We start from the raw sequence: 22,882 nt of genomic DNA on the forward strand, positions 1-22,882 counted from the left end.
CTCTTGGGGCCCGGTTTTCGCCGAGGACGGTCATCCATGTTGGACATCCCGGGTTACAGAGTTCTTGGCACCATCCGAGCGACGGGCTCGAACGTGCTCTTCCAGGCGGTACGCGAGGCGGATGGCCTCCCCGTCATCCTCAAGACGCCGATGGCGCCCTCGCCCGGCCCCGGCGAGAGCGAGCGGTACCGGCGCGAATTCTCCATCCTGCAGCGGCTGCGGGACGTGCGCGGAGTGGCCCGGCCCTATGCCTGCGAGCGGCTCCGCGAGCGGCCCGTGCTGCTGCTGGAGAAGGTGCAGGGGGAAACCCTGTCCGAGTCCACGGGCCAGCCCCTGGAGGTCTCCCGGTTCCTGGAGCTGGCCATCTCCCTGGCCTCCACCCTGGAGGAGGTCCACTGCCGCAACGTCATCCACAAGGACATCAAGCCCTCCAACATCATCGTGGAGCCGTCGGGTGAGGCGCGGCTCATCGACTTCGGGGTGGCCACGCTGCAGAAGGTGGAGCACCTGGACGCGGCGCCCACGCATCTGATCGAAGGGACGCCGGCGTACATGTCCCCGGAGCAGACGGGGCGGATGAACCGGGCGGTGGACTACCGCACGGACTTCTACTCGCTGGGCGTCACCTTCTACGAGCTGTTGACGGGGCGGCGCCCGTTCCAGGGGCGGGACGCGCTCGAGTGGTTCCACGCGCACATGGCGCAGACGCCACGGCCACCGCACGAGCTCAACCCCGAGGTCCCGCCGGCCCTGTCCGCGCTCGTGCTGAAGCTGCTGGCGAAGGTGGCCGAGGAGCGCTACCAGAGCGCCGCGGGCCTGAAGGCGGACCTGGAGCGGTGCCGCGAGGCGCTGGGCCAGAGCGCGCAGGAGGTGTTCGCGCTGGGGACGCGGGACACGTCCTACCGGTTCCAACTGCCCCAGCGGCTCTACGGGCGTGACGCGCAGGTGTCCACCCTGCTCCAGGGCTTCGAGCGGGTGGCGCGCACGGGCCGGCCGGAGCTGTTCCTGGTCAGCGGGTACTCGGGAATCGGCAAGTCCTCGGTGGTGCACGAGCTGTACAAGCCGGTGGTGCAGCGGCGCGGGTTCTTCCTGAGCGGCAAGTTCGATCAGTTCCAGCGGGACATTCCGTACGCCACGCTGGCCCAGGCGCTGCGCGGCCTGGTGCAGCAGTTGCTGGCGGGGAACGACGCGGAGCTCGCGCGCTGGCGCGAGCGGGTGAACCGGGCCTGGGATGGCCAGGGCCAGGTGCTCGTGGACCTGGTGCCTCAACTGGAAGTGCTGGTGGGTTCACAACCCGTACTACCCGCGCTGCCCAGCGGCGAGGCCCAGCACCGCTTGCGCAAGGTGATCCGCCAGTTCCTGGGGGTGTTCGCCACCCAGGAGCACCCGATGGTGGTGTTCCTGGATGACCTGCAGTGGGCGGACCTGGCCAGCCTCCAGCTGATCGAGCAGCTGCTGTCACAGCCGGAGACGCCACCGGTGTTGTGGATGGGGGCCTACCGGGACAACGAGGTGAGTCCCTCGCACCCGCTGGTGCCGGTATTGGAGGCGGTGCGCAAGGCGGGAGCCCGGGTGACGGATCTCCGCCTGGAGCCGCTGAACGTGGAGCAGGTGGAACAGCTCGTGGGCGATACGCTGCCCGGCGCGGGAAGGGAGGTCGTCGCTCCCCTCTCGGCGCTGCTGCACGAGAAGACGGGGGGTAACCCCTTCTTCCTGCTGCAGTTGATGGTGGCGATCCACCACGATGGACTCGTGGTGCGCGCGCCCGGGGGCGGCTGGCAGTGGAATGCCGAGGGGGTGCGGGCCCGGGACTACTGCGACAACGTCGTCGACTTCATGGTGGGCAAGCTGCGCCAGTTCCCCTCCGGGACGCAGCACCTGCTGCGGCTGGCGGCGTGCGTGGGCAATGTCTTCACGCTCCAGATGCTGGGCACCCTCTCCGGCCTCGGCGAGGACGTGGGACAGGTGGAACAGGGGCTCGAGCCCGCGCTCCAGGAAGGCATGCTGGTGCGCGCCGGCCCGGAGCAGTACCGCTTCCTCCACGACCGCATCCAGCAGGCCGCCCACTCGCTCATCTCCGAGACGGAGCGGAAGGCCGTCCACCTGCGCATCGGCCGGTTGCTGCTCGAGAGCCAGTCCCAGGAGCAGGTGCGCGAGACGCTCTTCGACGTGGTGAGCCAGCTCAACGCGGGAGTGGACCTGCTCGAGGAGCCGGCGGAACGCCACCGCGTGGCGCGGCTGAACGCGGAGGCCGGGTGGAAGGCCGAGGCCGCGGTGGCGCTCCGTCCCGCCATCACCTACTTCACGACGGCCTTCTCGCTCGTTCCCGGAGACCCCTGGGAGACGGACTACGCGCTGGCCTTCCAGGTGCGGCTCGCGCGGGCGAGATGCGAGCTCGTGAGCGGCAACGTCGCCGAGGCGCGCCGGTGGGTGGAGGAAGCCCTCTCCCGGGCACGGACCCGGGCGGACACCACGGCCGCCTACTGCCTGAAGAGTGACGTCTGCATCGCCGTGGGTGAGATCCCGGCGGCCGTCACGTGCATCCTGGAGTGCCTGGCGCTGCTCGGCATGCCGATCTCCGCGCACCCCACCCGGGAGGAGGCAGCGGCCGCCCATGAGGAAGCGTGGGCCCTGCTGGCGGAGCACCCCCTCGACAGTCTCCTCGAGCTGCCGCTCATGACCGACCCGGAGATGAAGGTCGTGATGGGCGCCCTGGCCTCGCTCTTCGTGAAGGCCTACGTCACCGACAACCACCTGCTCACCATCAACCTGAGCCGGCTGGTCACCCTCACCCTCCGCCACGGCTTCGTGGAGGCGTCGGTGCTGGGGTTCGGCTGGTTCGGGGTGCTGACCGGCATCTTCTTCAAGCGGTACCGGGAAGGCCTTGCCCTGGCCACGCTCGCCTGCGACTTCGTGGAGCGGCACAACCTGCCCGCCCTCCGGTCCAACGCGCTCCTCGCCCTGCAGAGCATCGCCACCTTCACCCAGCCCCTGGCGAGCGCGCAGGAGATCACCCGCGCCGGCTTCCAGCAGGGGCTCCAGTCGGGGGACTTCTATTCCGCCAGCTGGTGCGGCTCCTCGATCGCCACGAACCGCCTCCTCATGGGGCACAACCTCGAGGACGTCCACCAGGAGCTGGCCGCGCGCAAGGAGTTCGCGGACAAGGCGGGGGTGGTGGATCCGCAGGAGCTGCTCCTCATCTACCAGAGCTACGTGCGGCAACTGCGCGGGCGCTCGCTCTCGTTCTACACGCTGAGCGGAGAGGGCTTCGACGAGCCGGCCTTCGAGGCCAGGATGACGCCCGAACGCATGAGCAGCATGCGGTTCCGGTACTGGCTCGTGAAGCTCGAGTCGCGCTTCATGTGCGGCAACCACGAGGAGGCGCTCGACGCGGCGGACAAGGCGGCCGGGCTCCTCTGGTCCAACATCGGCAGCGTCTACGTGCGGGAGTTCCACCTCTTCCGCGCCCTGACCCTGGCCATGCGTTTCGAGGGCTCATCGCCGGAGGAGCGGCAGCGGGCGCTCGTGGACATGCAGCGAGACCAGCTGCAGCTCGCGGAGTGGGCCGAGCAGTGCCCCGAGACCTTCCGCGCGTGCGAGCGGCTGGTGTCCGCGGAGCTGGCCCGCCTCCAGGATCGGCCGGACGAGGCGACACGCGCCTATGAGGAGGCCATCCGCCTGGCCCGGGAGAGCGGAGCCACCCAGCACGTGGGACTGGCCAGTGAGCTCGCGGCGAACTTCTGGCACACGCGGCAGGCGCCCATCGTTGCCCATGCCTTCGCGCGCGAGGCCCGGGCGGCGTATCAACAATGGGGAGCCACGGCCAAGGTCCAGCACCTGGTGGCCCGGTGGCCCCACCTCGAGCCCTCGGCGGCCACCGTGGAGAAGTCGGCCACCAGCAGCACGGACTCGACCCGCATCGACGCGCTCACGGTGGTCAAGGCCCAGCAGGCCATCTCCGGCGAGATCGAGCTGGAGCGGCTGGTGAGGACGATGATGCGGGCGGCCATCGAGAACGCGGGAGCCCAACGAGGCGCCCTGCTGCTGCCGAGCGGGGACACGCTCTCGGTGGCGGCCTTCTCGGACATCGCGCAGGGCGGCGCCGAGGTCCTCGCGGGGGAACAGGCGGCCCGGGAGCTTCCGTGGACGCTCCTGGCCTATGTCCGGCGCACGCGCGAGCACGTGCTCATCGGGGATGCCTCCAAGCCCCATCCCTTCTCGTCCGATCCATACCTGGAGAGTGGCGGGGCGCGCTCGGTGTTGTGCCTGCCACTGGTGAGGCAGGAGCAGTTCTCCGGGGCGCTGTACCTGGAGAACAACCTGGCCACCAACGCCTTCAGCCCGGCCCGCCTGGCGCTCCTGGGGCACATCGCCTCGCAGGCGGCCATCTCGATCGAGAACGCGCGGCTGTACGCGGACGTGCAGCGCGCCAAGACGGATCTGCGCCGGGCCAACGACGAGCTGGAGCAACGGGTGGATGAGCGCACGCGCGAGCTCCGGAAGGCCCAGTCCCGTCTGGTGGACACCGCGCGCGAGGTGGGAATGGCCGAGGTGGCCTCCAACGTGCTGCACAACGTGGGCAATGTGCTCACCAGCGCCGTCGTCAACCTCGAGATGATGCGCCAGGCGGTGGGAACCTCGCGCGTGAGCCGGTTGAAGCAGGCCGCGGCCCTGCTGTGGGAGAACCGTGAGGAGCTGGAAGGCTTCCTGACGCGGGATCAGCGGGGCCGCAACCTGCCGGAGTACCTGTCGGCACTGGCCGATGAGCTGGTGCGTGAGCAGACGCGCCTGATGGACGACATGGATGCGATGGGCCGGCACGTCGAGCACATCCGCGCCATCGTCCAGGTGCAGCAGAAGTACGCCTCGAACGCGCTGATGACGGAGGAGTGCGATCCGGCCCAGCTCATCGACGACGCGCTGCGCATCCAGATGGCGGCGCTGCAGCGTCACGGCGTGAACGTGCGGCGCGAGCTGTCGCCCGTGCCCAGGATGAGTGTGGACAAACACAAGGTGTTGCAGATCCTCATCAACCTGATCAGCAACGCGAAGCACTCGCTGGACAGGATGCCCGAGGGGAAGCGCAACCTGTGGGTGCGGCTGGGGATGCGGGACCGGATGGTGCGCATCCAGGTGGTGGATGACGGAGCGGGAATCGCGCCGGAGGTGAAGGACAAGCTGTTCGCGCACGGCTTCACCACGCGCAAGGACGGCCACGGCTTCGGGCTGCACTCGAGCGCGCTGGCGGCGCAGATACTGAGGGGCTCCCTCACCCTGGAGAGCGAGGGACCCGGCATGGGCGCCGTGGCCACCCTGGAGCTTCCGCTCACCTAGTGGCCACGCGCGCCCGCCACGACGCTACGGCGCCTCGCTCACCCGGGCCGTGCCGTTGAAGTAGGCCTGGAACCGCGGCCAGACGAAGTCCGCCACCCGGAGCCCCATCTCCAGCCCCTTCTCGTTGTCCGCCTGGATGTGGTAGCCGCCCATCACGCGGGAGATGCCGGCCATCTCCGCCGTCGCGCTGAAGGTGGGCAGAGACAGCGTGACCTGGCAGTCCGCTTCCGTGTCCTTGGAGGGCTTGCCCTTGCGCTGCTGGATGATGTTGCACGGGAAGCCCGGCTCGGTGAAGTCGCCCGCCCGGAGGTACTCCTTCTTGCCGAAGGTGTCGCTGCCGGTGAACAGCTCCAGCATCCGGCCGCTCGCGGCGCTCACCGTGCTGTGCCCCGACACATAGCCGGGGAACGGCGGGGTGATGAACGTGGGCGGCGAGTACGGATGCCACTGCTCGGCCGGGATGCGATCGACGCCCTGCCCCGGGCCAACCCAGCCCCAGATGTCCTTGCCGGCCTCGTAGTAGCGCACCAGCGTCCACGGACGGGAGGAGTCATAGAAGCGCTTGGACTCCCAGCAGGCGATGAAGGCGTCCATGGCCACGTTGGCCACGGAGAAGAAGAGCTTCACGTCCTGATCCAACCCGTAGCGGTCCCGCCGCGACACGTCCTGGGCGAAGCGCAGCCAGTGGCCCGACTGGCCCGTGGAGCGGGGGCCGTCGCGCATGAACTCGACGAGGGCCTTCTCCTCCGGAGTGAGGGTGGCGTTGAAGTCCATGTTCTCCTTCACCTCGCGGCGCAGCTGCGGCGAGCCCACGAGGGGCGGAGGCGGCGGACGGAACTGGCTGCTGGACACGAGCGCGAAGGGCTTCACCCGGTACCAGTGCGGCGTGAGGAAGCCGGGCGTCACCGTGCCGCCGTTCCCGTCGTCGAACGCGATGGGCTGCCAGCGGTTGGGGTCGATGATGCGGTCCGGCGGATTGACGGGCCTGTAGCCGGTGTAGTCGGAGTAGGGAACACCGCTGGAGCCCGGCTCGTCGCCGAACTGGTTGGAGCCGTCATGGCGCCGGTACGCGAGGACCGCCGCGGCGGCGAGGTTGCCCACCCCCTGCGGCGTGGAGGGGTTCGTGGACACGTCGTCCGGGTCGTAGCCCCGCTGACGCATCTGCTCCGCGTAATAGGCCTGCTCGTCCGGGTAGACGTCCAGCAGGGTGCGATAGGCGGCGTAGGCGATGGCCTTCTCCTTGTTGGCCAGGGTGTGCTCGGCCCGCGGACGGCGCAGCGAGCCACCCAGACGCGTCCCCACCGCCCGCGTGTCATAGGCCGCCCAGGCGTCGTACATGGCCGTCAGCACGATGGCCAACGTGCGCGACAGCACCGTGGGGCGAGCACCCCGGCGGTCCACCTCACGAGCCGTGGCCTCCAGGGAGATGTCCAGCCACTGGTAGGCGGCGGAAGGAGTGGACGCGGATGCCGCGGGAACTTGTGCGCTCGCGGGTCTCCCCACGAGCAGCAGGAGAAGGACGCCTGTGAACAGGACGCGGAGTGTATGCATGGCAGCCTTTTGGATGAGTCCTCACGAGCGGTGTGCCCTGGAGGGGCCCGGACGCTCGCAGAGACGTGCGGGGCGGGGCAATCCCCACCTGATTGATCATGTCTTGCCGTGAAAGAAGGACTCTGGATCAGAGGCGGGTGCCACAGAACTTGCAGTGCACCGCGTCCACGTCATGGCCCTCGGCGCCACAGCCGGGACAGGCCTCGGGGTTGAGACCGCCGCGCCGCGTCGCCGCCGCGAGCTCCACGGACACGATGCCCGTGGGCACCGCGAGGACGCCGTAGCCCATGATCATCAGCACCGACGCGATGAACTGCCCGGGCACCGTCTTGGGGGTGATGTCCCCGAAGCCCACCGTCGTCATGGTGACGATGGCCCAGTACATCCCTCGCGGGATGCTGTCGAAGCCGTTCGCCTCGCCCTCCACCATGTACATCACCGAGCCCATGATGACGACCGTGCTCAGCACCGCCCCGAGGAAGACGGTGATCTTCGGCCGGCTCGCGCGCAGGGCGGTGAGGAGCACCTCGGCCTCGCCGAGGAAGTTCACCAGCTTGAGCACGCGGAAGATGCGCAACAGGCGCAGCACGCGGACCACCAGCAGCGACTGCGCCCCGGGCAGCAGCAGGCTCACGTAGCTGGGCAGGATGGCCAGGAGATCCACCAGTCCGTAGAAGCTCAACACGTAGAGCACCGGGCGGCGCACGGCGAAGAGCCGCAACACGTACTCCAGGGTGAAGAGGACGGTGAAGCTCCACTCCGCGATGCGGACGCTCGGCCCGTACCGCGCGCGGATGGGGCCCACGCTCTCCAACATCACCGCGAGCACGCTGAGGACGATGGCCCACAGCAGCGCCACGTCGAACGCCTTCCCCGCCGGAGTGTTCGACTCGAAGATGACCTCGTGGAGCCTGGCGCGGATTCCTGGAGGAGGACTCTGCTCGGAGGGGCGCGTCACGCGGCCAGTGTAGACGACGCCCCGCCCCCCAGGGGAACGCTTCGTGTCAGAGCGCCAGCAGCGTCTGTTCGACGGGGCGCTCCAGGCCCTCGGCGTAGTAGCGCACGCGCAGGTTCCGGTCGGGATCCCACCCGTCCTTCCCGCTCGGCCCGAGGTCCAGCACGGCGAAGTTCCTCCGGAAGAGCAGGCGCCCGTCCGGATTGCCCGGCAGTTCCAGCAGCCTCCCGTGGAAGAGATCCTGGTACATGTCCACCGACTCCGAGCCGACGCCGAGCTCCACCACCTTGCGGATGAGGCCGGTGGGAGGCTCGGAGCCGATGCCACTGGAGACCACCTGGGTGAGCTCCGGCTGATCGGAGTCATTGCGCTTGTGGGAGGGCATCCGGGAGCGCAGCCGGGCCGTCGTCCCCACGTGCACGTCCCCGCCCACCAACGTCACCTCGGTCCCGGGCGAGCGCTTGCGGAAGTCGAAGAGCCGGTTGAGCAGCTTGCGCAGCTCCTCGGCGTTGTTGGGCTCCATCCACGAGTCCCTCACGTCCCCGAGGAACGAGCTGAGCCCGAGCCGCTCCAAAATCTTGCTGGCCGCCGCCACCTTCGCATGCAGCGGGGGCACGCCCGTGACGACGAAGAGCCGCTCGAGCCCCGCGCCCAGCTGGGTCTCCAGCCACGCATCGATCTCGGCCCACTGCTTGCGGCCGATGATGGTCTGCTCCTTCCAGTTGCGGTGCGAGCGCCCGTCGAGCACCAGCACCCCGAGACCATTGCTCACCCACCCGAAGCCGAACGAGTCGCTGAAGCCCGGAGGGTTCAAGCGCTGCTGGAACTCCGAGAAGGCCGTCCGCGCGGCCTCGAAGAAGGCGCGGTCCGCGGGAGACACCTCGTCGTGGGAGCCCCACCCGTCGAAGATGTCGTGGTCGTCCCACATCATCATCGAGGGCACCGAGCCGAGCACCGCGGCGATCTCCGGCCGCTGCCAGGTCTCGCAGTACACGGCGCGGAAGGACTCGCGCAGCCGCTGCATCAGCTCCTCGTTCTGGGGCGTCAGGCAGTCATCCAGACCGGCGCGCTGCCACGCCTCGCGGATGTGGTCCGCGTAGATTTGATCTCCCAGGTGGATGAGCACGTCCACCTCGCCCGCGGCGACCACCTCCCCGAGCCGCTTCCACATGGCATGACGCCGGGACGGCTCGTTCACCGTGTAGCAGCCATTGCAGCTCACCAGCCCGATGCGCAGCGGCTGACCGGGCGGAGGCAGCAGCCGGAAACGGGAGAGTCCCCCCGCGCATGAGAGCTCCTGGAGCGAGGGAAGCCCTTCCTCCGAGGCCGAGACGGCCACCGCGTACTCGACCGTGGAGGACGCGGCGAGCCCCTCCAGCTCGAAGAAGCCGTGGAGGAAGGAGGAGCCCATGGGCGGGCACAGCCGCAGGGTGCGCTCCTGGAAGGCGCCCTCCCCCGAGCGGAACGCGAGCCGGGCATGGGAGAGGCCATTCTTCGAGGTGATGGAGATGCGAGCGGTGGTGCTGGTGCAGCAACCCACGGTGGTGATCAGCGGCCTCGACATGCCCCCATCATTCCACGGCCCGGGCCCCGGCACACAGTGGGCACCGGGCAGCCAGCCGGGCGTGTTCCGAGCCACGGAGCCGCACTCATCCAAACCCGGGCCGGGTGCGTAGTCCCCTTTGAACGAAACGCGGTCAGAAGGGATACGGACATGAGGACGATGAAGAAGAACCAGGCGCCCCGGCGTGGTGTGGACGTGCTCTCGCGGCTTCCCGAGCTCACCGAGGGCGAGGCACGCACGGTGACTGGCGGCGCCGCGAACATCTATTACGACGTCTCGACGGGGACCTACATCCTGCGTCCGGCGGGCACCGTCTACGTCGGGCCTGGGGTCCTCGTCGGACACACCTGAGCAAGACCTCACGACACTGCCGCAGCGCCCCTCGGGTGCACGTCAACAGAGTTTGACTGTCAGACCTTCCCTGTAATCCGGGAGTGAAGTTCCGAGCTCCTGCCGCTTCCAGGGAAGAGGTCCGACATGCCTCCGCGTTCCGGCACCCGGCTGCTCCAGTCCTTCCAGGGCCCGTGTCTCTGGCCTCATCGAGCAGGGGCATGGGTGCTGGTGCTGGCAGCGGTGCTCCTCACCGTGGGATGCGCCTCACAACGACCCATAAGGCCACCAGCAGGGGGCCTGCTCTCCAACTCCAGATACCGGCCACCCACCCCTTCGTTTCTGAAGGAAAGAGCCAGGGATGAATCGCGGCACGACAGAGGGGCAGAGCGTGAACGGGCACTGGTGGAACCATCCACTGGATTCGCGCCAGTGCAAGAGGGGCCCACGAGGCTCACAGCCAATCCGGGGTCCGGTCCCGCAGATGTCCATGGACCGAAGCCAGTGTTCCGGCCGGGCCCTCCACCGCCGGTCCTGGATGCGCCTGGAGAATCCTCCGCGCCCCCGCGCGTCGCGCCGAATCCCCGGCCGAAGGTCCCCATCCAATCGCCTACGCCGGTCAATACGGCCGTCCAGTCGCCACCGGCACGAGTGCCCCAACCCATCGCACTCCCCATGCCCTTCTGGGCGCGGGTCGCCGCGCTCGTCCTGCTGCCAGGGACGGCCCACGCGCCCGACCAGGTCCCGGAATGTGAGAAAGCTCGCTGGCACAAGAACGAGCACCTGGCAGGGCAGCGGCATCCGGTGACGGGGATTCTCTACAACAGCGGTGGATACCCCATCTTCGAGCCCACCGCGGAAGTCACCATCCCCGAGGAGCTCCGCGGCCCCGAGGTGAGCGACGCTCGCCAGTTCGCGGATGCCACACGCCAACTCCGGGAAATACTCGAGATCAGTCCAGGAATAGGAGCCCCCTTGAGCCCTGAACAACTCGAGGCCATCCAGAAAGGATGGCCTCGCATTCCGGGATTGACCTGGCATCACCATGAAGACGGCATGACGCTTCAGCTGGTCGATCGTGACACACATGCCAGAACGGGCCATTCTGGAGGCCGGGAAACGTCTGGCGGACGTCTCAAGTGAAGAGAGAAATAAACGTGCGTTGCACCATCTACAGCCCGGTCGTTGACCATCAGGCCATCCAGTCCGTACGGAGCGTCCTGCCCGGATGGTTACTGCATTGGGAGGGCGAACCTGAGCGGTGGAGTTCCGCGAGCTTCACGAGCGCCCAGGGAACGCTCACATTCAATTCCCTGGTGTTCACCGGCTCCATGGATCAGTTCGGCAAGATCATCCTCGGTACCAGTAGTTACTTCTGGCGACGTGAGGACCTCCCTAAATCCGTCAAGACCGAGTTGATTCGATTCGTGGGAGGAACCAAGTGGCTGGTCGGCGTCGTGGGAACTTCGGAAGTTCTCCCTGAAGATGTCTTCCTGAAAGGAGCGCTAGAGTTGGCGCGCTGTCTGAACGGAAGGGTTTTTGTCAACGGTACGGACCTCATCTCCCCTGAACCACGAATCTAGGCTCGCCCTGGGACGGCGCGCTGTCATCTGACGGCCTGGAAAACGTCCGGCGGACGTCCCAGGTAAGAGGGGAAGAAGCGTGCGTTGCACCATCTACAGCCCGGTCATTGAGCATCAGGCCATCGGGTCCGTGCGAGATGTGCTTCATGGGTGGTTGTTGCACTGGGAGGGCGAACTCGAGCGGTGGAGTTCCGCGAGCTTCAAGAGCGCGCAGGGAACGCTCACGTTCAACTCTCTGGTGTTTACGGGGCCAATGGATCAGTTCGGCAAGATCATCCTCGGAAGCTACAGCTTCTTCGGACGCCGCGCGGATCTTCCTGAACCCGTCAGGGAGGAACTACAAGACTTCGTGGCGCAGACCAAATGGCTGGTCGGCGTCGTGGGAACCTCTGAGATCCTCTCCGAGGAGGTCTTCCAGAAGGCCGCGCTGGAACTGGCGCGCCGTCTGAACGGACGGGTCTTCAACGGCATGGACCTCATCTCCCCCGAGCCACGCCTCTAGCTCCCTCACAACCTCGCCACGAAAGCCCCCTCCCGGCCCTCCAGGCGGGCCTCCGGGCTCCCGGCCGGTATCCCACACGGCCCCCTATCCCGGCTCCACTTCCCGTCTCTTCAGGGCATAGAAAGCCCAGCAAGTGGGGTTACAAGGGGTCCACACCGGCAGTACCGGCGAAATCCACGTGTCGCGCGCCTTCCGGCCGCCTACCCCTTCCGCTAGAAAGCGCCCCCCATGTTCACCATCATCAACGTCTCCAAGGCCTACGGGCCCAAGAAGCTCTTCGAGGAGGTCAACGTCGCCTTCTCGCCCGGCCGCCGCTACGGTCTCACCGGCCCCAACGGGGCGGGCAAGTCCACGTTCATGAAGATCCTCGCGGGAGACGAGGAAGCGGACATGGGCACCATCTCCCGGCCCAAGAAGCTGGGCATCCTCCGCCAGGACCACTTCCGCTACGAGGACAACCGCGTCCTCGACGTCGTCCTCATGGGCAACAAGGCCCTCTGGGACGCCATGAAGGAGAAGGACACCATCCTCGCGAAGTCCGACATCTCCGAGGAGGATGGCAACCGGCTGGGTGACCTCGAGATGGTCATCGCCGAGGAGGACGGCTACAGCGCCGAGTCCGAGGCGGCCTCGCTCCTCGAGGGCCTCGGCATCCCCGAGTCCGGCCACGAGGGCCCCATGAAGCAGCTCACCGGCGGCCTCAAGCTGCGCGTGCTGCTCGCCCAGGCGCTCTTCGGCAAGCCCCAGGGCCTGCTGCTCGACGAGCCCACCAACAACCTGGACATCGACTCCATCCGCTGGCTGGAGACGTTCCTCATGGCCTTCGAGGGCGTGCTCATCACCATCAGCCACGACCGGCACTTCCTCAACTCCATCTGCACGCACATCGCGGACATCGATTACGAGACCATCATCCAGTACAACGGTGGCTACGACGACATGGTGCGCCAGAAGGCCCAGGTGCGCAGCCGCGTCGAGTCCGAGGTCTCCGAGAAGAAGAAGAAGATCCTCCAGCTGCAGGACTTCGTGGCCCGCTTCCACGCCGGTACGCGCGCCTCGCAGGTGCAGAGCCGCATCAAGCAGATCGACAAGCTCAAGACGGACGATCTCAAGCGCTCGAACATCGCGCGGCCCTTCATCCGCTTCGATGTGAAGCAGGCCAGCGGCAAGCAGACGCTGCAGTTCGACGGCCTCACCAAGAGCTACGACGGCCAGTCGGTCATCAAGCCCTTCAGCGGCCTGGTGTGCAAGGGCGAGAAGATCTGCGTCATCGGCCGCAACGGCGTGGGCAAGTCCACCCTGGTGAAGATGCTCGCCGGGCAGATTGAAGCGGACGCGGGGAAGATCACCTGGGGCCACCAGGCCGCCATGGGCTACCTGCCGCAGGACCACCACGGCACCATCCGCAAGGGCACCACCGCCTTCGAGTGGCTGCGCGACATCAACACCAAGCTCACCAACGAGGAGATCTCCGGGGTGCTCGGCCGCATGCTCTTCTCCGGCGAGGAGCGCATGAAGCCCACCGACACCCTGTCCGGTGGTGAGACGGTGCGCCTGCTGCTCTGCAAGCTGATGCTCAACATGGACAACATGTTGATCTTCGACGAGCCCACCAACCACCTGGACCTGGAGTCCATCAGTGCGCTGGCCGAGGGTCTGCAGAAGTACGAGGGCACCGTCATCGTCGTGACGCACGACCAGGAGCTCATCTCCGAGGTGGCCACCCGCATCTGGAGCCTGGAGGAAGGCAAACCGGTCAACGACTTCAACGGCAACTTCGCCGAGTTCCTCGCGAAGAACCCCTACCACGCCGCCCAGCGCCGCTAGGCACCCTCTCCCACTGGGAGAGGGCGGGGGGTGAGGGTCGTCCCCGCGTGTAGACCCTCACCGGTTGCCGCGGCGCAAGAGGAACAACCCCAGCCCAAGGCCCGAGGCCCAGGTGGCCGCCGCCCCCAGCGGCGTCATCCGGGCCGGCGCGGGCCGCGGCGGAGGCGAGGGACGCAGGCGATCCTCCAGCTCCTGCTGCTCCTGCTCCCGCTTCTCTCCCTTGGTCACGTTCGGGCCGCCCTGGCCCGGCCGCTTCTGGCCGGGAGACTTGCCCTCGGGCGACTTGTGCTCGAGCACGGCGTTGATCTCCGCGCCCAGCAGGATGACCTGCGAGGAGATCCACATCCACAGCAGCATGACGATGACGCCGCCGAGCGCGCCGTAGTTCGCGTCGTAGCTGCCGAAGTTGCGCACGTACAGCGAGAAGCCCCAGGACGCGATCAACCAGGCGATGACGCCCACCACCGAACCGGGCGTGATGAACTTGAAGCGCTGCTTCACGTCCGGCAGCAGGTAGTAGATGAGCGCCCAGACCAGCATCATCAGCACGCCGGCGAAGGGCAGGCGCAGCCACATGACGACGGTGCCGAGCGGCTCCCCGAGGAACTTCGCGACGGCCGGGGTGGCCACCATGGCCAGCGAGGCGAGGATGGAGAGCACCGCGCCCCCGATCGTCGTCAGGATGGCGGTGCCACGCACCTTCCAGAAGGGCCGGGACTCGTTCACGTCGTAGACGGTGTTGAGGGCGTCCATCATCGCCACCACGCCGCCCGAGGCCGCCCATACCGCGCCCAACGCACCGATCGTCAGCAGACCCACGTTGTTGCCCGCCGCCAGGTCTTTCAGGCGCTGGCCCACGATCTCCGTCACCGCCTCGGGAGCCACCCGCCCCAGCTCCTGGATGAGCACCTGGGCCTGGGCGGGATCGATGACGAGACTCGCGAGCGCCACGAGGAACAACAAGAACGGGAACAGCGCCAGCACGGCGAAGAACGTGACCGAGCCGGCCACGTTGCTGATCTTGTCGTTCGTGTACTCGTTCTTCACCTCGGTGAAGAACTCCTTCCAACTCATTCCCTTGCCCGGGAGCACCATCCGCGCCTCCTCCTAGGTGACAGTCCAAGGATGCGCATTCCGCTCCCCTGCCCCACCCTGGTCTCGCGGCCACGGAACACTGCCTGCCCGCCTCCTCACGGAGCATCCGGGGCGGCGGTTCCCGGGATGTCCAGTGACGGCCCGGGGATGGCGGCGGGCTCAGCCCTCGTAGACGGGCAGCACCAGCGCATCCTTCAGGCGTGGCGCGGCCACGTCCTTGGGCGACAGCAGGGGCGACGTCACTGGCCAGGGAATGGCCAGGTCCGGATCGTTCCAGGCGATGGCGCGCTCGGACGCGGGCGTGTAGACGTCCGTGCACTTGTAGTGGAAGTCCGCGCTCTCGGAGAGGACGCAGAAGCCGTGCGCGAAGCCCGCCGGCACCCAGAACTGGCGCCGGTTGTCCGCGCTCAACTCCACGCCCACGAACTTCCCGAAGGTGGGCGAGCCGCGGCGGACGTCCACCGCCACGTCGTAGACGGCGCCCGCCAGCACCTGCACCAGCTTGCCCTGGGCATGGGGCTCCTGGAAATGCAGCCCACGCAGGATGCCCTTGGCCGAGCGCGAGAAATTGTCCTGGACGAAGGGCCCGGGGATGCCAGCCTCCGCGTAGCGCTTCGCATGGAACATCTCCATGAAGAAGCCGCGATCATCACCGAAGCGCTTGGGCTCGAGGATGAGGACGCCGGGGAGCTCCGTCTTCAGGACGTTCACGTCCGGGCGCCCTTGTTCTCGATGAGATCCAGCAGGTAACGCCCGTACTCGTTCTTGCGCATGGGATGCGCCTGCTCCGCCACCTGGGCCGCGGTGATGTAGCCCATGCGGTAGGCGATCTCCTCGGGGCACGCCACCTTGAGGCCCTGGCGGTGCTCGATGATCTGGATGAAGTTGGAGGCCTCCATCAGCGACTCGTGGGTGCCGGTGTCCAGCCATGCGTAGCCGCGGCCCATCAGCTCCACCTGGAGCTGCTGCTGGCGCAGGTAGGCGATGTTGACATCGGTGATCTCCAGCTCGCCGCGCGCGGAGGGCTTGAGGTTCTTCGCGATGTCCAGCACCTGGTTGTCGTAGAAGTACAGGCCCGTCACCGCGTAGTTCGACTTGGGCTTCGCCGGCTTCTCCTCGAGGCTGATCGCGCGGTTGTGCGCGTCCAGCTCCACCACGCCGTAGCGCTCGGGATCCTTCACGTAGTAGCCGAACACGGTGGCGCCCGACTCGCGCGCCGCCGCCCGCTGCACCAGCTCGCTCAGGCCGTGGCCGTAGAAGATGTTGTCGCCGAGGATGAGCGACACGTTGTCCTTGCCCACGAACTCGCGGCCGATGATGAAGGCCTGGGCCAGTCCGTCCGGGCTGGGCTGCACCGCGTACTGGAAGTTCACGCCCCACTGCTCGCCATTGCCGAGCAACTCCTCGAAACGCGGCAGGTCCGTGGGCGTGGAGATGATCAGGATGTCCCGGATGCCCGCCAGCATCAGCGTGGTGACCGGGTAGTAGATCATCGGCTTGTCGTAGACGGGCAGCAACTGCTTGCTGACCACGCGCGTGAGCGGATACAGCCGTGTGCCGGAGCCACCGGCCAGAACGATTCCCTTCATGACTTTCCTCGCAGGACTCGGGCTATACCCGGCCCGGTGGAGCGGGTTCAAGCACCCCGCCCGGCCATCCACGTGGCGTGAAAGCGGGACAGGGACTCGGCCAGCGGCAGGGGCTGCGAGTGGAGCTGCGAGCGCGCCTTGTCCACCACGAGGCCACTGCGCAGCGGGCGGGGGCTGGCGAGCTTCATGTCCGCCAGGCGGGTAGGCGTGAGGAGGCCCGGATCGAAGCCGAACACCTCACAAAGCGCCCGGCCAAAGGCAACGCGAGACACCACGTCCGCACCGCAGGTGTTCCAGATGCCGTCCAGCTTGCGCTCGCCCAATTCCACCAGCATGGCGGCCACGCTGTCGGCGAAGCTCGCGGAGACGAACTGATCCTCGAAGAGCCGCACCGGCTGCCCCTTCTCCAGCGCGCCCACCAGCCAGGCGCCGAAGTTGGCGCGGCCCGCCGCCGGCCAGCCGTACACCACGGCGGTGCGCGCGATGGCGCAGCTGGGGACGAAGGTGCGCGCCGCCTGCTCGCCCATGTGCTTGGTGAGCGCGTAGACGCCTTTCGGGTTGGGCAGGGCCTGCTCGTCGTAGGGCCCGTGCTCGCCGTCGAAGACGTAGTCCGTGGAGACGTGCACCAGGTGCGCGCCCAGCTTGTGCGCGCCCCGGGCCACCGCCGCCACCGCCATGACGTTGACCGCGAACGCCTGCTCCGGATCACGCTCGCACGCATCCACCTCCGTCATGGAGGCTGGATGGATGATGACCTCGGGGGCCGCGGCCTCGATGGCGGCGGCCACGTCCTGCTCGCGCGTCAGGTCACACTCCACATAGCGGTAGTTGCCCACCGTGCGGCGCGGCCCGCGTGCGAGCCCCACCACCTCGTGCCCGCCCTGCTCCAGCAGCGCGCACACCCGGCTGCCCACCAGCCCATTGGAACCCGTGACGAGGAAGCGCATGGGAAACCCCCTCAGCCATTGAGGCGCGTGCGGTACTGCGTCTCGAAATACTGCCGGTAGGCGCCGCTCATCACCCGCTCCCACCAGGCCGGGTTGTCCACGTACCAGCGCACCGTCTCCTGCAGGCCCTGCTCGAAGGTGTGCGCCGGCGTCCAGCCCAGCTCCGTGCGGATCTTCGCCGGGTCGATGGCGTAGCGCCGATCATGCCCCGGACGGTCCTTCACGTACTTGATGAGGGACTCGGGCTTGCCCACCAGGCCGAGGATCGCCTTGACGATCTCGATGTTCTTGCGCTCGGAGTTGCCACCGATGTTGTAGACCTGACCGGCGCGCCCCTTCTCCAGCGCGGTGAGCAGCGCCGAGCAGTGGTCCTCCACGTGGAGCCAGTCACGCACGTTGGCTCCGTCGCCGTACACGGGCAGCGGCTTGTCGTGCAGGGCGTTGACCACCATGAGGGGGATGAGCTTCTCGGGGAACTGGTAGCGGCCGTAGTTGTTGGAGCAGCGCGTCACCACCACGTCCATGCCGAAGGTGTGGTGCCAGGCCAGCGCCAGCAGATCCGCGCTCGTCTTGGACGCCGAGTAGGGACTGGAGGGCTGCAGCGGCGAGGTCTCGGTGAAATGGCCGGTGGGGCCGAGCGAGCCGTACACCTCGTCCGTGGAGACCATCAGGAAGCGCTCGAGGCCACGCACGCGGCTGGCCTCCAGGAGCTGCTGGGTGCCCAGCACGTTGGCCTGGATGAAGGCCTCGGGGCCGAGGATGGAGCGATCCACGTGGCTCTCGGCCGCCAGGTGCATGACGGCGTCGATGCGGTGCACGGCCATGAGGTGCTCGACGAGCTCGCGGTTGGCCACGTCTCCGCGCACGAAGACGTGCTTGGGATCTCCCTCGAGTTCCTTGAGGTTCTCCAGGTTGCCCGCGTACGTGAGCTTGTCGAGGTTGACGAGCGTCCAGTCCGGGCGCACGCGCCGCAGGTACTTGACGAGATTGGAGCCGATGAAGCCGCAGCCTCCGGTGATCAGCACGTTCATGGACGACACACTCGACGAAATGAGGGACGGAAGGGGCGTGAGTAGTGGAGGGGCCACCACGCCGTCAATGGTGTCCTTGTGTAACGGGCGTGGCGGGGGTAGAGGCTACGGGCATCGTGAGCATCCTGAGAAGCAACCGGACCACCGGGCCATCGGCGGCCCGGGCGGTGCACCAACTGGTGCCGCGCCTGGCCTGGGGTGATGCCGTGGGCAACCAGGCCCGTTACCTGCGCGAGCTGCTGCGCGGCTGGGGCTACGCCTCGGAGATCTACGCCGAGCAATGGGACGAGGAGTGCCGGGAGCAGGTGCGTCCGGCGAAGGACTACTCCCGGGAGGCGGGCGCGGACAGCGCGCTGCTCATCCACCACAGCTTCGAGTCGCGGCTCGTGCCACTCGTCGCCCGCTCGCCAGGCCGCAAGGCACTCGTGTACCACAACGTCACCCCGGCCCGGCTCTTCCAGGGCTTCGAGCGCAAGGTGGCCCAGGCCTGCACCGCGGCGCGCGAGGAGCTGCTCGCCCTGCGGCCCCTGGTGGAGTGCGCATATGCGTACTCGGGCTTCAGCGCCGAGGAACTGGTGGCCGCGGGAGTTCCCCACGTCTCCGTGCTGCCCTTCGCCATGGACTGGCGCGCCTTCGACACCCCGGCGGATCCGGTGCTGCGCGCCGAGCTGGAGGACGGGTGCGCCAATGTCCTCTTCGTGGGCCGGGCCGTGCCGCACAAGCGCGTGGATGACGTGCTGCGTGTCTTCACCGCCTACCAGCGGCTGTACCAGCCCCGCAGCCGGCTCGTCGTGGCCGGCTACCTCAACCGGGAGACGCCCTACGGGGGCTACCTCCATGGGCTGCGGGATGCCCTGGGCCCCGAGCGCGTCCTCTTCCTCGGGCGGGTGAGCGCCGCACAGCTCTCCGCGTGCTTCGCCACCGCCACCGCCTACCTCTCCATGAGCCGGCACGAGGGCTTCGGCGTCCCGCTGCTGGAGGCCATGCACCGCGGCGTTCCCGTGGTGGCCCATGGGGCCGCCGCCGTCCCCGAGACGATGGGAGGCGCGGGGTTCACCACGCTCTCGAGGGACCCCGTCGAGGCCGCCGGATTGCTGGCCGTGCTGGAGCGCAACCCGAAGCTGCGCGGACAGGTGCTGGAGGCACAGCGCACCCGGCTGGCGGAGCTCGGGCAGGACGCGGTGGCCCAGCGATGGAAGCAGGCCCTGCTCCCCTTCCTCGAGGGCACGCTCGAGGCGCCCCGGATGCCCGAGGCTCCGGCTCCGGTGGACCTGGTGTGCCCTGCCCTCGGGCCTCGTCCCGGCTCGGACATGGCGAAGCTGGCCCTGCGCGTGGCGGAGAAGCTCGGCCGTGCCCGCGTGCTGACGCTCCGTCCTGGCATTCCCTCTCCCCGCGCCGCTCCCGAGGTGGTGCGAGAGGGCGGCATCGAGACGTGGCGCTTCACCCCGGACGAGCCGCTCTCCCGCGAGCCCTCCGCGGAGCTGCCGGGCGCCTCCTCGTTGGAGACGGCCGTGGTGGGCTCCCCGGCGGTTCCGGTGCTGCTGGGCGTGGACACGGCGAGCGCCCGCGAGCTGCTCGCCCGCATTCCCTCGCGCACCTGGGGCGTGGAGGACTCCACCGGGCCCGGCTCCTCGCGGGCGGAGGTGCGGCGCCTGCTCGACACCCGCCTGCTGGAGTTGAAGCCCTCGTCCCTCGACACCACCGCGGCCCGGCTCGCCGGGCTGCTCGCGCGTACCGGAGACGCCCATGCACGCTGAGGATCTGCTCACCACCTCGCCCACCCCCGAGGCCGTGGCCGCCGAGGTCGCCGCACTGCCCCCTCCCCCTCCCGAGGCGCTGGAGGCGCTGCGCCGCACGTTGGAGTCCACCGAGCAGGCTCCCGTCGAGCGCGAGTGGCCTCCCATCCTCCAGGCGCCGCGCAACAAGAAGGACAGCCGCTACGTGGAGCCCGCCACCTCGCATCGCCCGGTGGTGGGCCCCGTGCTCGTCATGGCCAAGCGGGCCTTCCGGCTCACCTTCCAGCCCTTCATCAACGAGGTGCTGCGCCGCCAGGTGGAATTCAACGAGGCCATCCTCGACTCCCTGGCCACCCTCTACGAGCACCAGCAGGTCCAGGCCCGCACCCAGGCCCTGTGGCGCAAGGAGATGGAGGAGCGGCTCGCCCGGTTGGAGGGGCGGCGGGATTGAGGCGGGCCGCTGCCATGAAACCGGAGGTGCGGCGGGGCCGGACGTGGGTGCGCCTGCTGGTGAGCTTCGGGCTCACGGGGCTCTTTGGCTGGTGGGCCTTCCATGATGTGAACTGGGCGGACATGTGGGCCAGCCTGAGGACGGCCAACTTCCTCTGGCTGGTGCCCCATGTGCTGCTGCTCCAGTGCGTCCACTGGCTGCGGGCCCTGCGTTGGGGAAGCCTGCTGTCGGGGCTGGAGCGCGTGCGCTTCGACGCCCTCAACGCGTCCACCGCCGTGGGCAACATGGTCTTCGTCCTGCTGCCGCTGCGGCTGGGCGAGTTCGCCCGGCCCATCCTCATCTCGCGCCGCTCCTCCATCCGCGCCAGCGCCGCGCTCACCTCGGTGGTGCTCGAGCGCATCATCGACGGAGTCGCCATCGCCCTGCTGCTGGAGGGCACGCTGTGGTGGCTCGCGCGCACTTCCGACTCCGAGACGCTGCGCTACCTGCGCTGGGGCAGCCACCTCATGCTGGCGGGCTTCCTCGGCCTGTGGGGGCTGCTGCTGTTGGCCTACTGGCAGCGGGCCCTGGCCGTACGTTGGGTGCGCCAGGGCCTGGGCTGGCTGTCCCCCGCGCTCGCCGAGCGCGTGGCCGGGCTGATGGACTCCTTCGTGGGCGCCGTCCGCCAGGTGTCCGGGCTCCGGCAGTTCATCTCCACGGCCCTGCTGACGGTGGCCCTCTGGGCGATCAACAGTCTGTCCATCGTCGTGCTCGCGTACGCGTTCGACTGCGGAGGCGCGGCGGGAGGGAGCTGCACACCGCTCACGCTGGACGTGTTCCAGGGCTTCGTCGTACTCGGCGTCACCGTGCTGGGCAGCATGATCCCCGCGGCCCCCGGCATGGCCGGCACCTACCAGGCCGGGGTGAGGATGGGCCTGGCGCTCTTCGTGGCCCCCGCCGTGTTGAGGGGCACGGGGCTGGCCTTCGCCAACGTGATGTGGCTGGCCACCATCCTGCACCAGGTGGGGCTCGGCCTGTGGACGCTGGTGCGCGGGACGGTGTCCATGGAGGAGCTGGTGCTCAGCACTTCCCGGTCCCCGGAGAGCCCGGCCAGGCCTCCTCTCTGAAGCCTCCTCCCCGCGGGAGTGGCGCCCGCGCCTACTCCCCGCTGGCGCGTGCCCGGCTGGCCGGGAGCTGCTCCGCGGCCGGAGTGGGCAGGCTGACGACCGGAGGCTGGGCCGCCTCCCCCCGGTCGCGGAAGAGCGTGCGCATCCGCAGCCCGAGCAGCGCCGACGTCACCTTGGTCATGAAACGCGCGCTCTTCAGGCCGCTGATGCTCGAGGTGCCCAGCGTGCGCGGCATCATGGTGACGTGCGTCTCCTCGATGCGCAGCCGCGCCAGCGCCACCAGCGCGATGGCCTCGGGCTCGGGGTATTCGTCCGGCATCTGCCGCAGCAGCGTGTTCATGGCCCGGCGCGAGTAGACGCGGAAGCCGGACGTCGGGTCCTCCACCCGCGCGCCCCGGAAGAGGCGCAGGGTGGTGCTCACCATGATGCCGCCCATGCGCCGCAGCTTCGTGGTGCTCTCCAGCCCCTTGCCGTCACCTCCGGAGGCGAAGCGCGAGCCGATGAGCATGTCCACGCCCCGCTCCTGCGCGATGCGCACGAGGCCGGGAATGCGCTGGATGGGGTGCTGGCCATCCGAGTCGCACTGGATGGCGTAGTCGGCGCCGATGCGCCGGGCGATCTCGAAGCCCGTCCGCAGCACACCGGCCACGCCGATGTTGGTGTGGTGCGTGACGTGGTTGGCGGGAGCCAGCTCCCCCAGGAGGGCGGGCGTCGCGTCGATGGAGCCGTCGTTGATGATGCAGAAGTCCAGCTCCAACTCCTGGGTGGAGCGCTTGAGCGCGAGGAGCTGCGGCACCAGGTGGGGCAGGTTCTCCGCCTCGTTGTAGCAGGGCAGCACCACCAGCACCCGGGGGCGCTCGGAGCGGGGCGAGGTGGGGAGTGGGAAGTTCTGGGCGGCCAGGGACGCCACGAGCCGGACCATCTGCCGCTGGGAGCGGGTGGACTCGGAGTACTGCTCGAGCATCTGCGCGAACAGGAACATCGTGAGCACCGCGAGCACCAGGTTGCTGATGAGCTGGATGCCCATCAGATCCGCCAGGGGCCGCAGCCACTGGGGCCGCACGGACGCCACGAAGATGAAGGCGCTGATCAGGTACCAGGAGACGGAGTGCCGGGCAGCCAGCCGCGCCCCGAACTGGGAGAACACCAGCGCGAAGAAGCCAACGAGGACGGCGATGAAGAGCGGCGACATGCTGCGGGCTCCAGAGTCGGACGAACGTTGCTATTAACGCCGTACGGGGGAGTCAAGCCATCCCCCGCCTCCAAGCTCGCATTCGAGGT

The 22,882-nt window shown here is 68.4% G+C and carries 18 protein-coding genes; 9 read left to right on the forward strand and 9 right to left on the reverse strand.

Translation table 11 applies throughout. The annotated features are described in order from the left end of the window. Positions 1-36 precede the first annotated feature (36 nt). Positions 37-5,334, forward strand: coding sequence for a trifunctional serine/threonine-protein kinase/ATP-binding protein/sensor histidine kinase (locus BO221_RS33985; protein ID WP_073565014.1), 5,298 nt, complete (start codon positions 37-39; stop codon positions 5,332-5,334). 24 nt (positions 5,335-5,358) lie between these two features. Here the strand turns inward: BO221_RS33985 and BO221_RS33990 are convergent, their stop codons facing one another. The 3 genes from BO221_RS33990 to BO221_RS34000 form a co-directional block, all read right to left on the reverse strand. Then, positions 5,359-6,885 carry a vanadium-dependent haloperoxidase gene (locus tag BO221_RS33990; RefSeq protein ID WP_073565015.1) on the reverse strand — a complete coding sequence of 509 codons (1,527 nt, stop codon included), beginning with the start codon at positions 6,883-6,885 and terminating at the stop codon, positions 5,359-5,361. Between the two features lie 127 nt (positions 6,886-7,012). Further along, positions 7,013-7,843, reverse strand: a complete 831-nt coding sequence (locus BO221_RS33995) for an ion transporter (protein ID WP_073565016.1) — start codon at positions 7,841-7,843, stop codon at positions 7,013-7,015. A gap of 46 nt (positions 7,844-7,889) precedes the next feature. Then, on the reverse strand, positions 7,890-9,404 hold the full coding sequence (locus BO221_RS34000; protein WP_073565017.1) for an alkaline phosphatase D family protein: 1,515 nt from the start codon (positions 9,402-9,404) through the stop codon (positions 7,890-7,892). A 150-nt stretch (positions 9,405-9,554) separates the two neighbouring features. Between BO221_RS34000 and BO221_RS34005 the strand changes: the two genes are divergently transcribed. From BO221_RS34005 to BO221_RS34025, 5 genes are all read left to right on the forward strand, one after another. After that, positions 9,555-9,755, forward strand: coding sequence for a hypothetical protein (locus BO221_RS34005; RefSeq protein WP_143195843.1), 201 nt, complete (start codon positions 9,555-9,557; stop codon positions 9,753-9,755). Positions 9,756-10,409: 654 nt separating this feature from the next. Beyond that, entirely contained in the window at positions 10,410-10,877 is a 468-nt protein-coding gene (locus BO221_RS57690) for an HNH endonuclease (RefSeq protein ID WP_073565019.1), read from the forward strand. Between the two features lie 14 nt (positions 10,878-10,891). Continuing rightward, positions 10,892-11,317 carry a hypothetical protein gene (locus BO221_RS34015; RefSeq protein ID WP_143195844.1) on the forward strand — a complete coding sequence of 142 codons (426 nt, stop codon included), beginning with the start codon at positions 10,892-10,894 and terminating at the stop codon, positions 11,315-11,317. 79 nt (positions 11,318-11,396) lie between these two features. After that, the gene (locus tag BO221_RS34020; RefSeq protein ID WP_073565021.1) at positions 11,397-11,819 is read left to right on the forward strand and encodes a hypothetical protein; all 423 of its coding nucleotides are present in this window, start codon (positions 11,397-11,399) and stop codon (positions 11,817-11,819) included. Between the two features lie 228 nt (positions 11,820-12,047). After that, positions 12,048-13,646: an ABC-F family ATP-binding cassette domain-containing protein gene (locus BO221_RS34025; protein WP_073565022.1), complete on the forward strand. Its 1,599-nt coding sequence runs from the start codon at positions 12,048-12,050 to the stop codon at positions 13,644-13,646. Positions 13,647-13,703: 57 nt separating this feature from the next. On the opposite strand, the gene BO221_RS34030 is transcribed toward BO221_RS34025, so the two are convergent. The 5 genes from BO221_RS34030 to rfbB form a co-directional block, all read right to left on the reverse strand. Next, the gene (locus tag BO221_RS34030; protein WP_073565023.1) at positions 13,704-14,741 is read right to left on the reverse strand and encodes a YihY/virulence factor BrkB family protein; all 1,038 of its coding nucleotides are present in this window, start codon (positions 14,739-14,741) and stop codon (positions 13,704-13,706) included. 159 nt (positions 14,742-14,900) lie between these two features. Continuing rightward, complete coding sequence (gene rfbC, locus BO221_RS34035; RefSeq protein WP_073565024.1) at positions 14,901-15,452, reverse strand: dTDP-4-dehydrorhamnose 3,5-epimerase; 552 nt, start codon at positions 15,450-15,452, stop codon at positions 14,901-14,903. Then, the gene (gene rfbA, locus BO221_RS34040) at positions 15,449-16,330 is read right to left on the reverse strand and encodes a glucose-1-phosphate thymidylyltransferase RfbA (protein ID WP_073565025.1); all 882 of its coding nucleotides are present in this window, start codon (positions 16,328-16,330) and stop codon (positions 15,449-15,451) included. The genes rfbC and rfbA overlap by 4 nt, the downstream gene beginning before the upstream one ends. Positions 16,331-16,377: 47 nt before the next feature. After that, on the reverse strand, positions 16,378-17,277 hold the full coding sequence (locus tag BO221_RS34045; protein ID WP_073565026.1) for an SDR family oxidoreductase: 900 nt from the start codon (positions 17,275-17,277) through the stop codon (positions 16,378-16,380). Positions 17,278-17,288: 11 nt separating this feature from the next. Continuing rightward, positions 17,289-18,308 (reverse strand): dTDP-glucose 4,6-dehydratase, encoded by a 1,020-nt coding sequence (gene rfbB / locus BO221_RS34050; protein ID WP_073565027.1) that lies wholly within the window; start codon positions 18,306-18,308, stop codon positions 17,289-17,291. Between the two features lie 116 nt (positions 18,309-18,424). Between rfbB and BO221_RS34055 the strand changes: the two genes are divergently transcribed. The 3 genes from BO221_RS34055 to BO221_RS34065 are packed head-to-tail and all read left to right on the forward strand — an operon-like array spanning position 18,425 to position 21,601. Then, positions 18,425-20,065, forward strand: coding sequence for a glycosyltransferase (locus BO221_RS34055; protein WP_073565028.1), 1,641 nt, complete (start codon positions 18,425-18,427; stop codon positions 20,063-20,065). Beyond that, positions 20,055-20,495: a hypothetical protein gene (locus tag BO221_RS34060; RefSeq protein ID WP_073565029.1), complete on the forward strand. Its 441-nt coding sequence runs from the start codon at positions 20,055-20,057 to the stop codon at positions 20,493-20,495. The genes BO221_RS34055 and BO221_RS34060 overlap by 11 nt, the downstream gene beginning before the upstream one ends. Before the next feature lie 14 nt (positions 20,496-20,509). Further along, complete coding sequence (locus BO221_RS34065; RefSeq protein WP_073565030.1) at positions 20,510-21,601, forward strand: lysylphosphatidylglycerol synthase transmembrane domain-containing protein; 1,092 nt, start codon at positions 20,510-20,512, stop codon at positions 21,599-21,601. Positions 21,602-21,632: 31 nt separating this feature from the next. On the opposite strand, the gene BO221_RS34070 is transcribed toward BO221_RS34065, so the two are convergent. Continuing rightward, positions 21,633-22,793: a DUF2304 family protein gene (locus BO221_RS34070; protein ID WP_073565031.1), complete on the reverse strand. Its 1,161-nt coding sequence runs from the start codon at positions 22,791-22,793 to the stop codon at positions 21,633-21,635. Positions 22,794-22,882 lie beyond the last annotated feature (89 nt).

The sequence above is a fragment of the Archangium sp. Cb G35 genome (genome assembly GCF_001896145.1).
GTDB classification, from domain to species: Bacteria; Myxococcota; Myxococcia; order Myxococcales; family Myxococcaceae; genus Archangium; species Archangium violaceum.

Excerpts from the sequence above, each read along its gene's own strand:
- BO221_RS33985 (WP_073565014.1), top strand. The coding sequence starts at position 37 with ATGTTGGACATCCCGGGTTACAGAGTTCTTGGCACCATCCGAGCGACG.
- BO221_RS33990 (WP_073565015.1), bottom strand. The coding sequence starts at position 6,885 with ATGCATACACTCCGCGTCCTGTTCACAGGCGTCCTTCTCCTGCTGCTC.
- BO221_RS34000 (WP_073565017.1), bottom strand. The coding sequence starts at position 9,404 with ATGTCGAGGCCGCTGATCACCACCGTGGGTTGCTGCACCAGCACCACC.
- BO221_RS34005 (WP_143195843.1), top strand. The coding sequence starts at position 9,555 with ATGAGGACGATGAAGAAGAACCAGGCGCCCCGGCGTGGTGTGGACGTG.
- BO221_RS57690 (WP_073565019.1), top strand. The coding sequence starts at position 10,410 with ATGCCCTTCTGGGCGCGGGTCGCCGCGCTCGTCCTGCTGCCAGGGACG.
- BO221_RS34025 (WP_073565022.1), top strand. The coding sequence starts at position 12,048 with ATGTTCACCATCATCAACGTCTCCAAGGCCTACGGGCCCAAGAAGCTC.
- BO221_RS34030 (WP_073565023.1), bottom strand. The coding sequence starts at position 14,741 with ATGGTGCTCCCGGGCAAGGGAATGAGTTGGAAGGAGTTCTTCACCGAG.
- rfbA (WP_073565025.1), bottom strand. The coding sequence starts at position 16,330 with ATGAAGGGAATCGTTCTGGCCGGTGGCTCCGGCACACGGCTGTATCCG.
- BO221_RS34045 (WP_073565026.1), bottom strand. The coding sequence starts at position 17,277 with ATGCGCTTCCTCGTCACGGGTTCCAATGGGCTGGTGGGCAGCCGGGTG.
- rfbB (WP_073565027.1), bottom strand. The coding sequence starts at position 18,308 with ATGAACGTGCTGATCACCGGAGGCTGCGGCTTCATCGGCTCCAATCTC.
- BO221_RS34060 (WP_073565029.1), top strand. The coding sequence starts at position 20,055 with ATGCACGCTGAGGATCTGCTCACCACCTCGCCCACCCCCGAGGCCGTG.
- BO221_RS34065 (WP_073565030.1), top strand. The coding sequence starts at position 20,510 with ATGAAACCGGAGGTGCGGCGGGGCCGGACGTGGGTGCGCCTGCTGGTG.
- BO221_RS34070 (WP_073565031.1), bottom strand. The coding sequence starts at position 22,793 with ATGTCGCCGCTCTTCATCGCCGTCCTCGTTGGCTTCTTCGCGCTGGTG.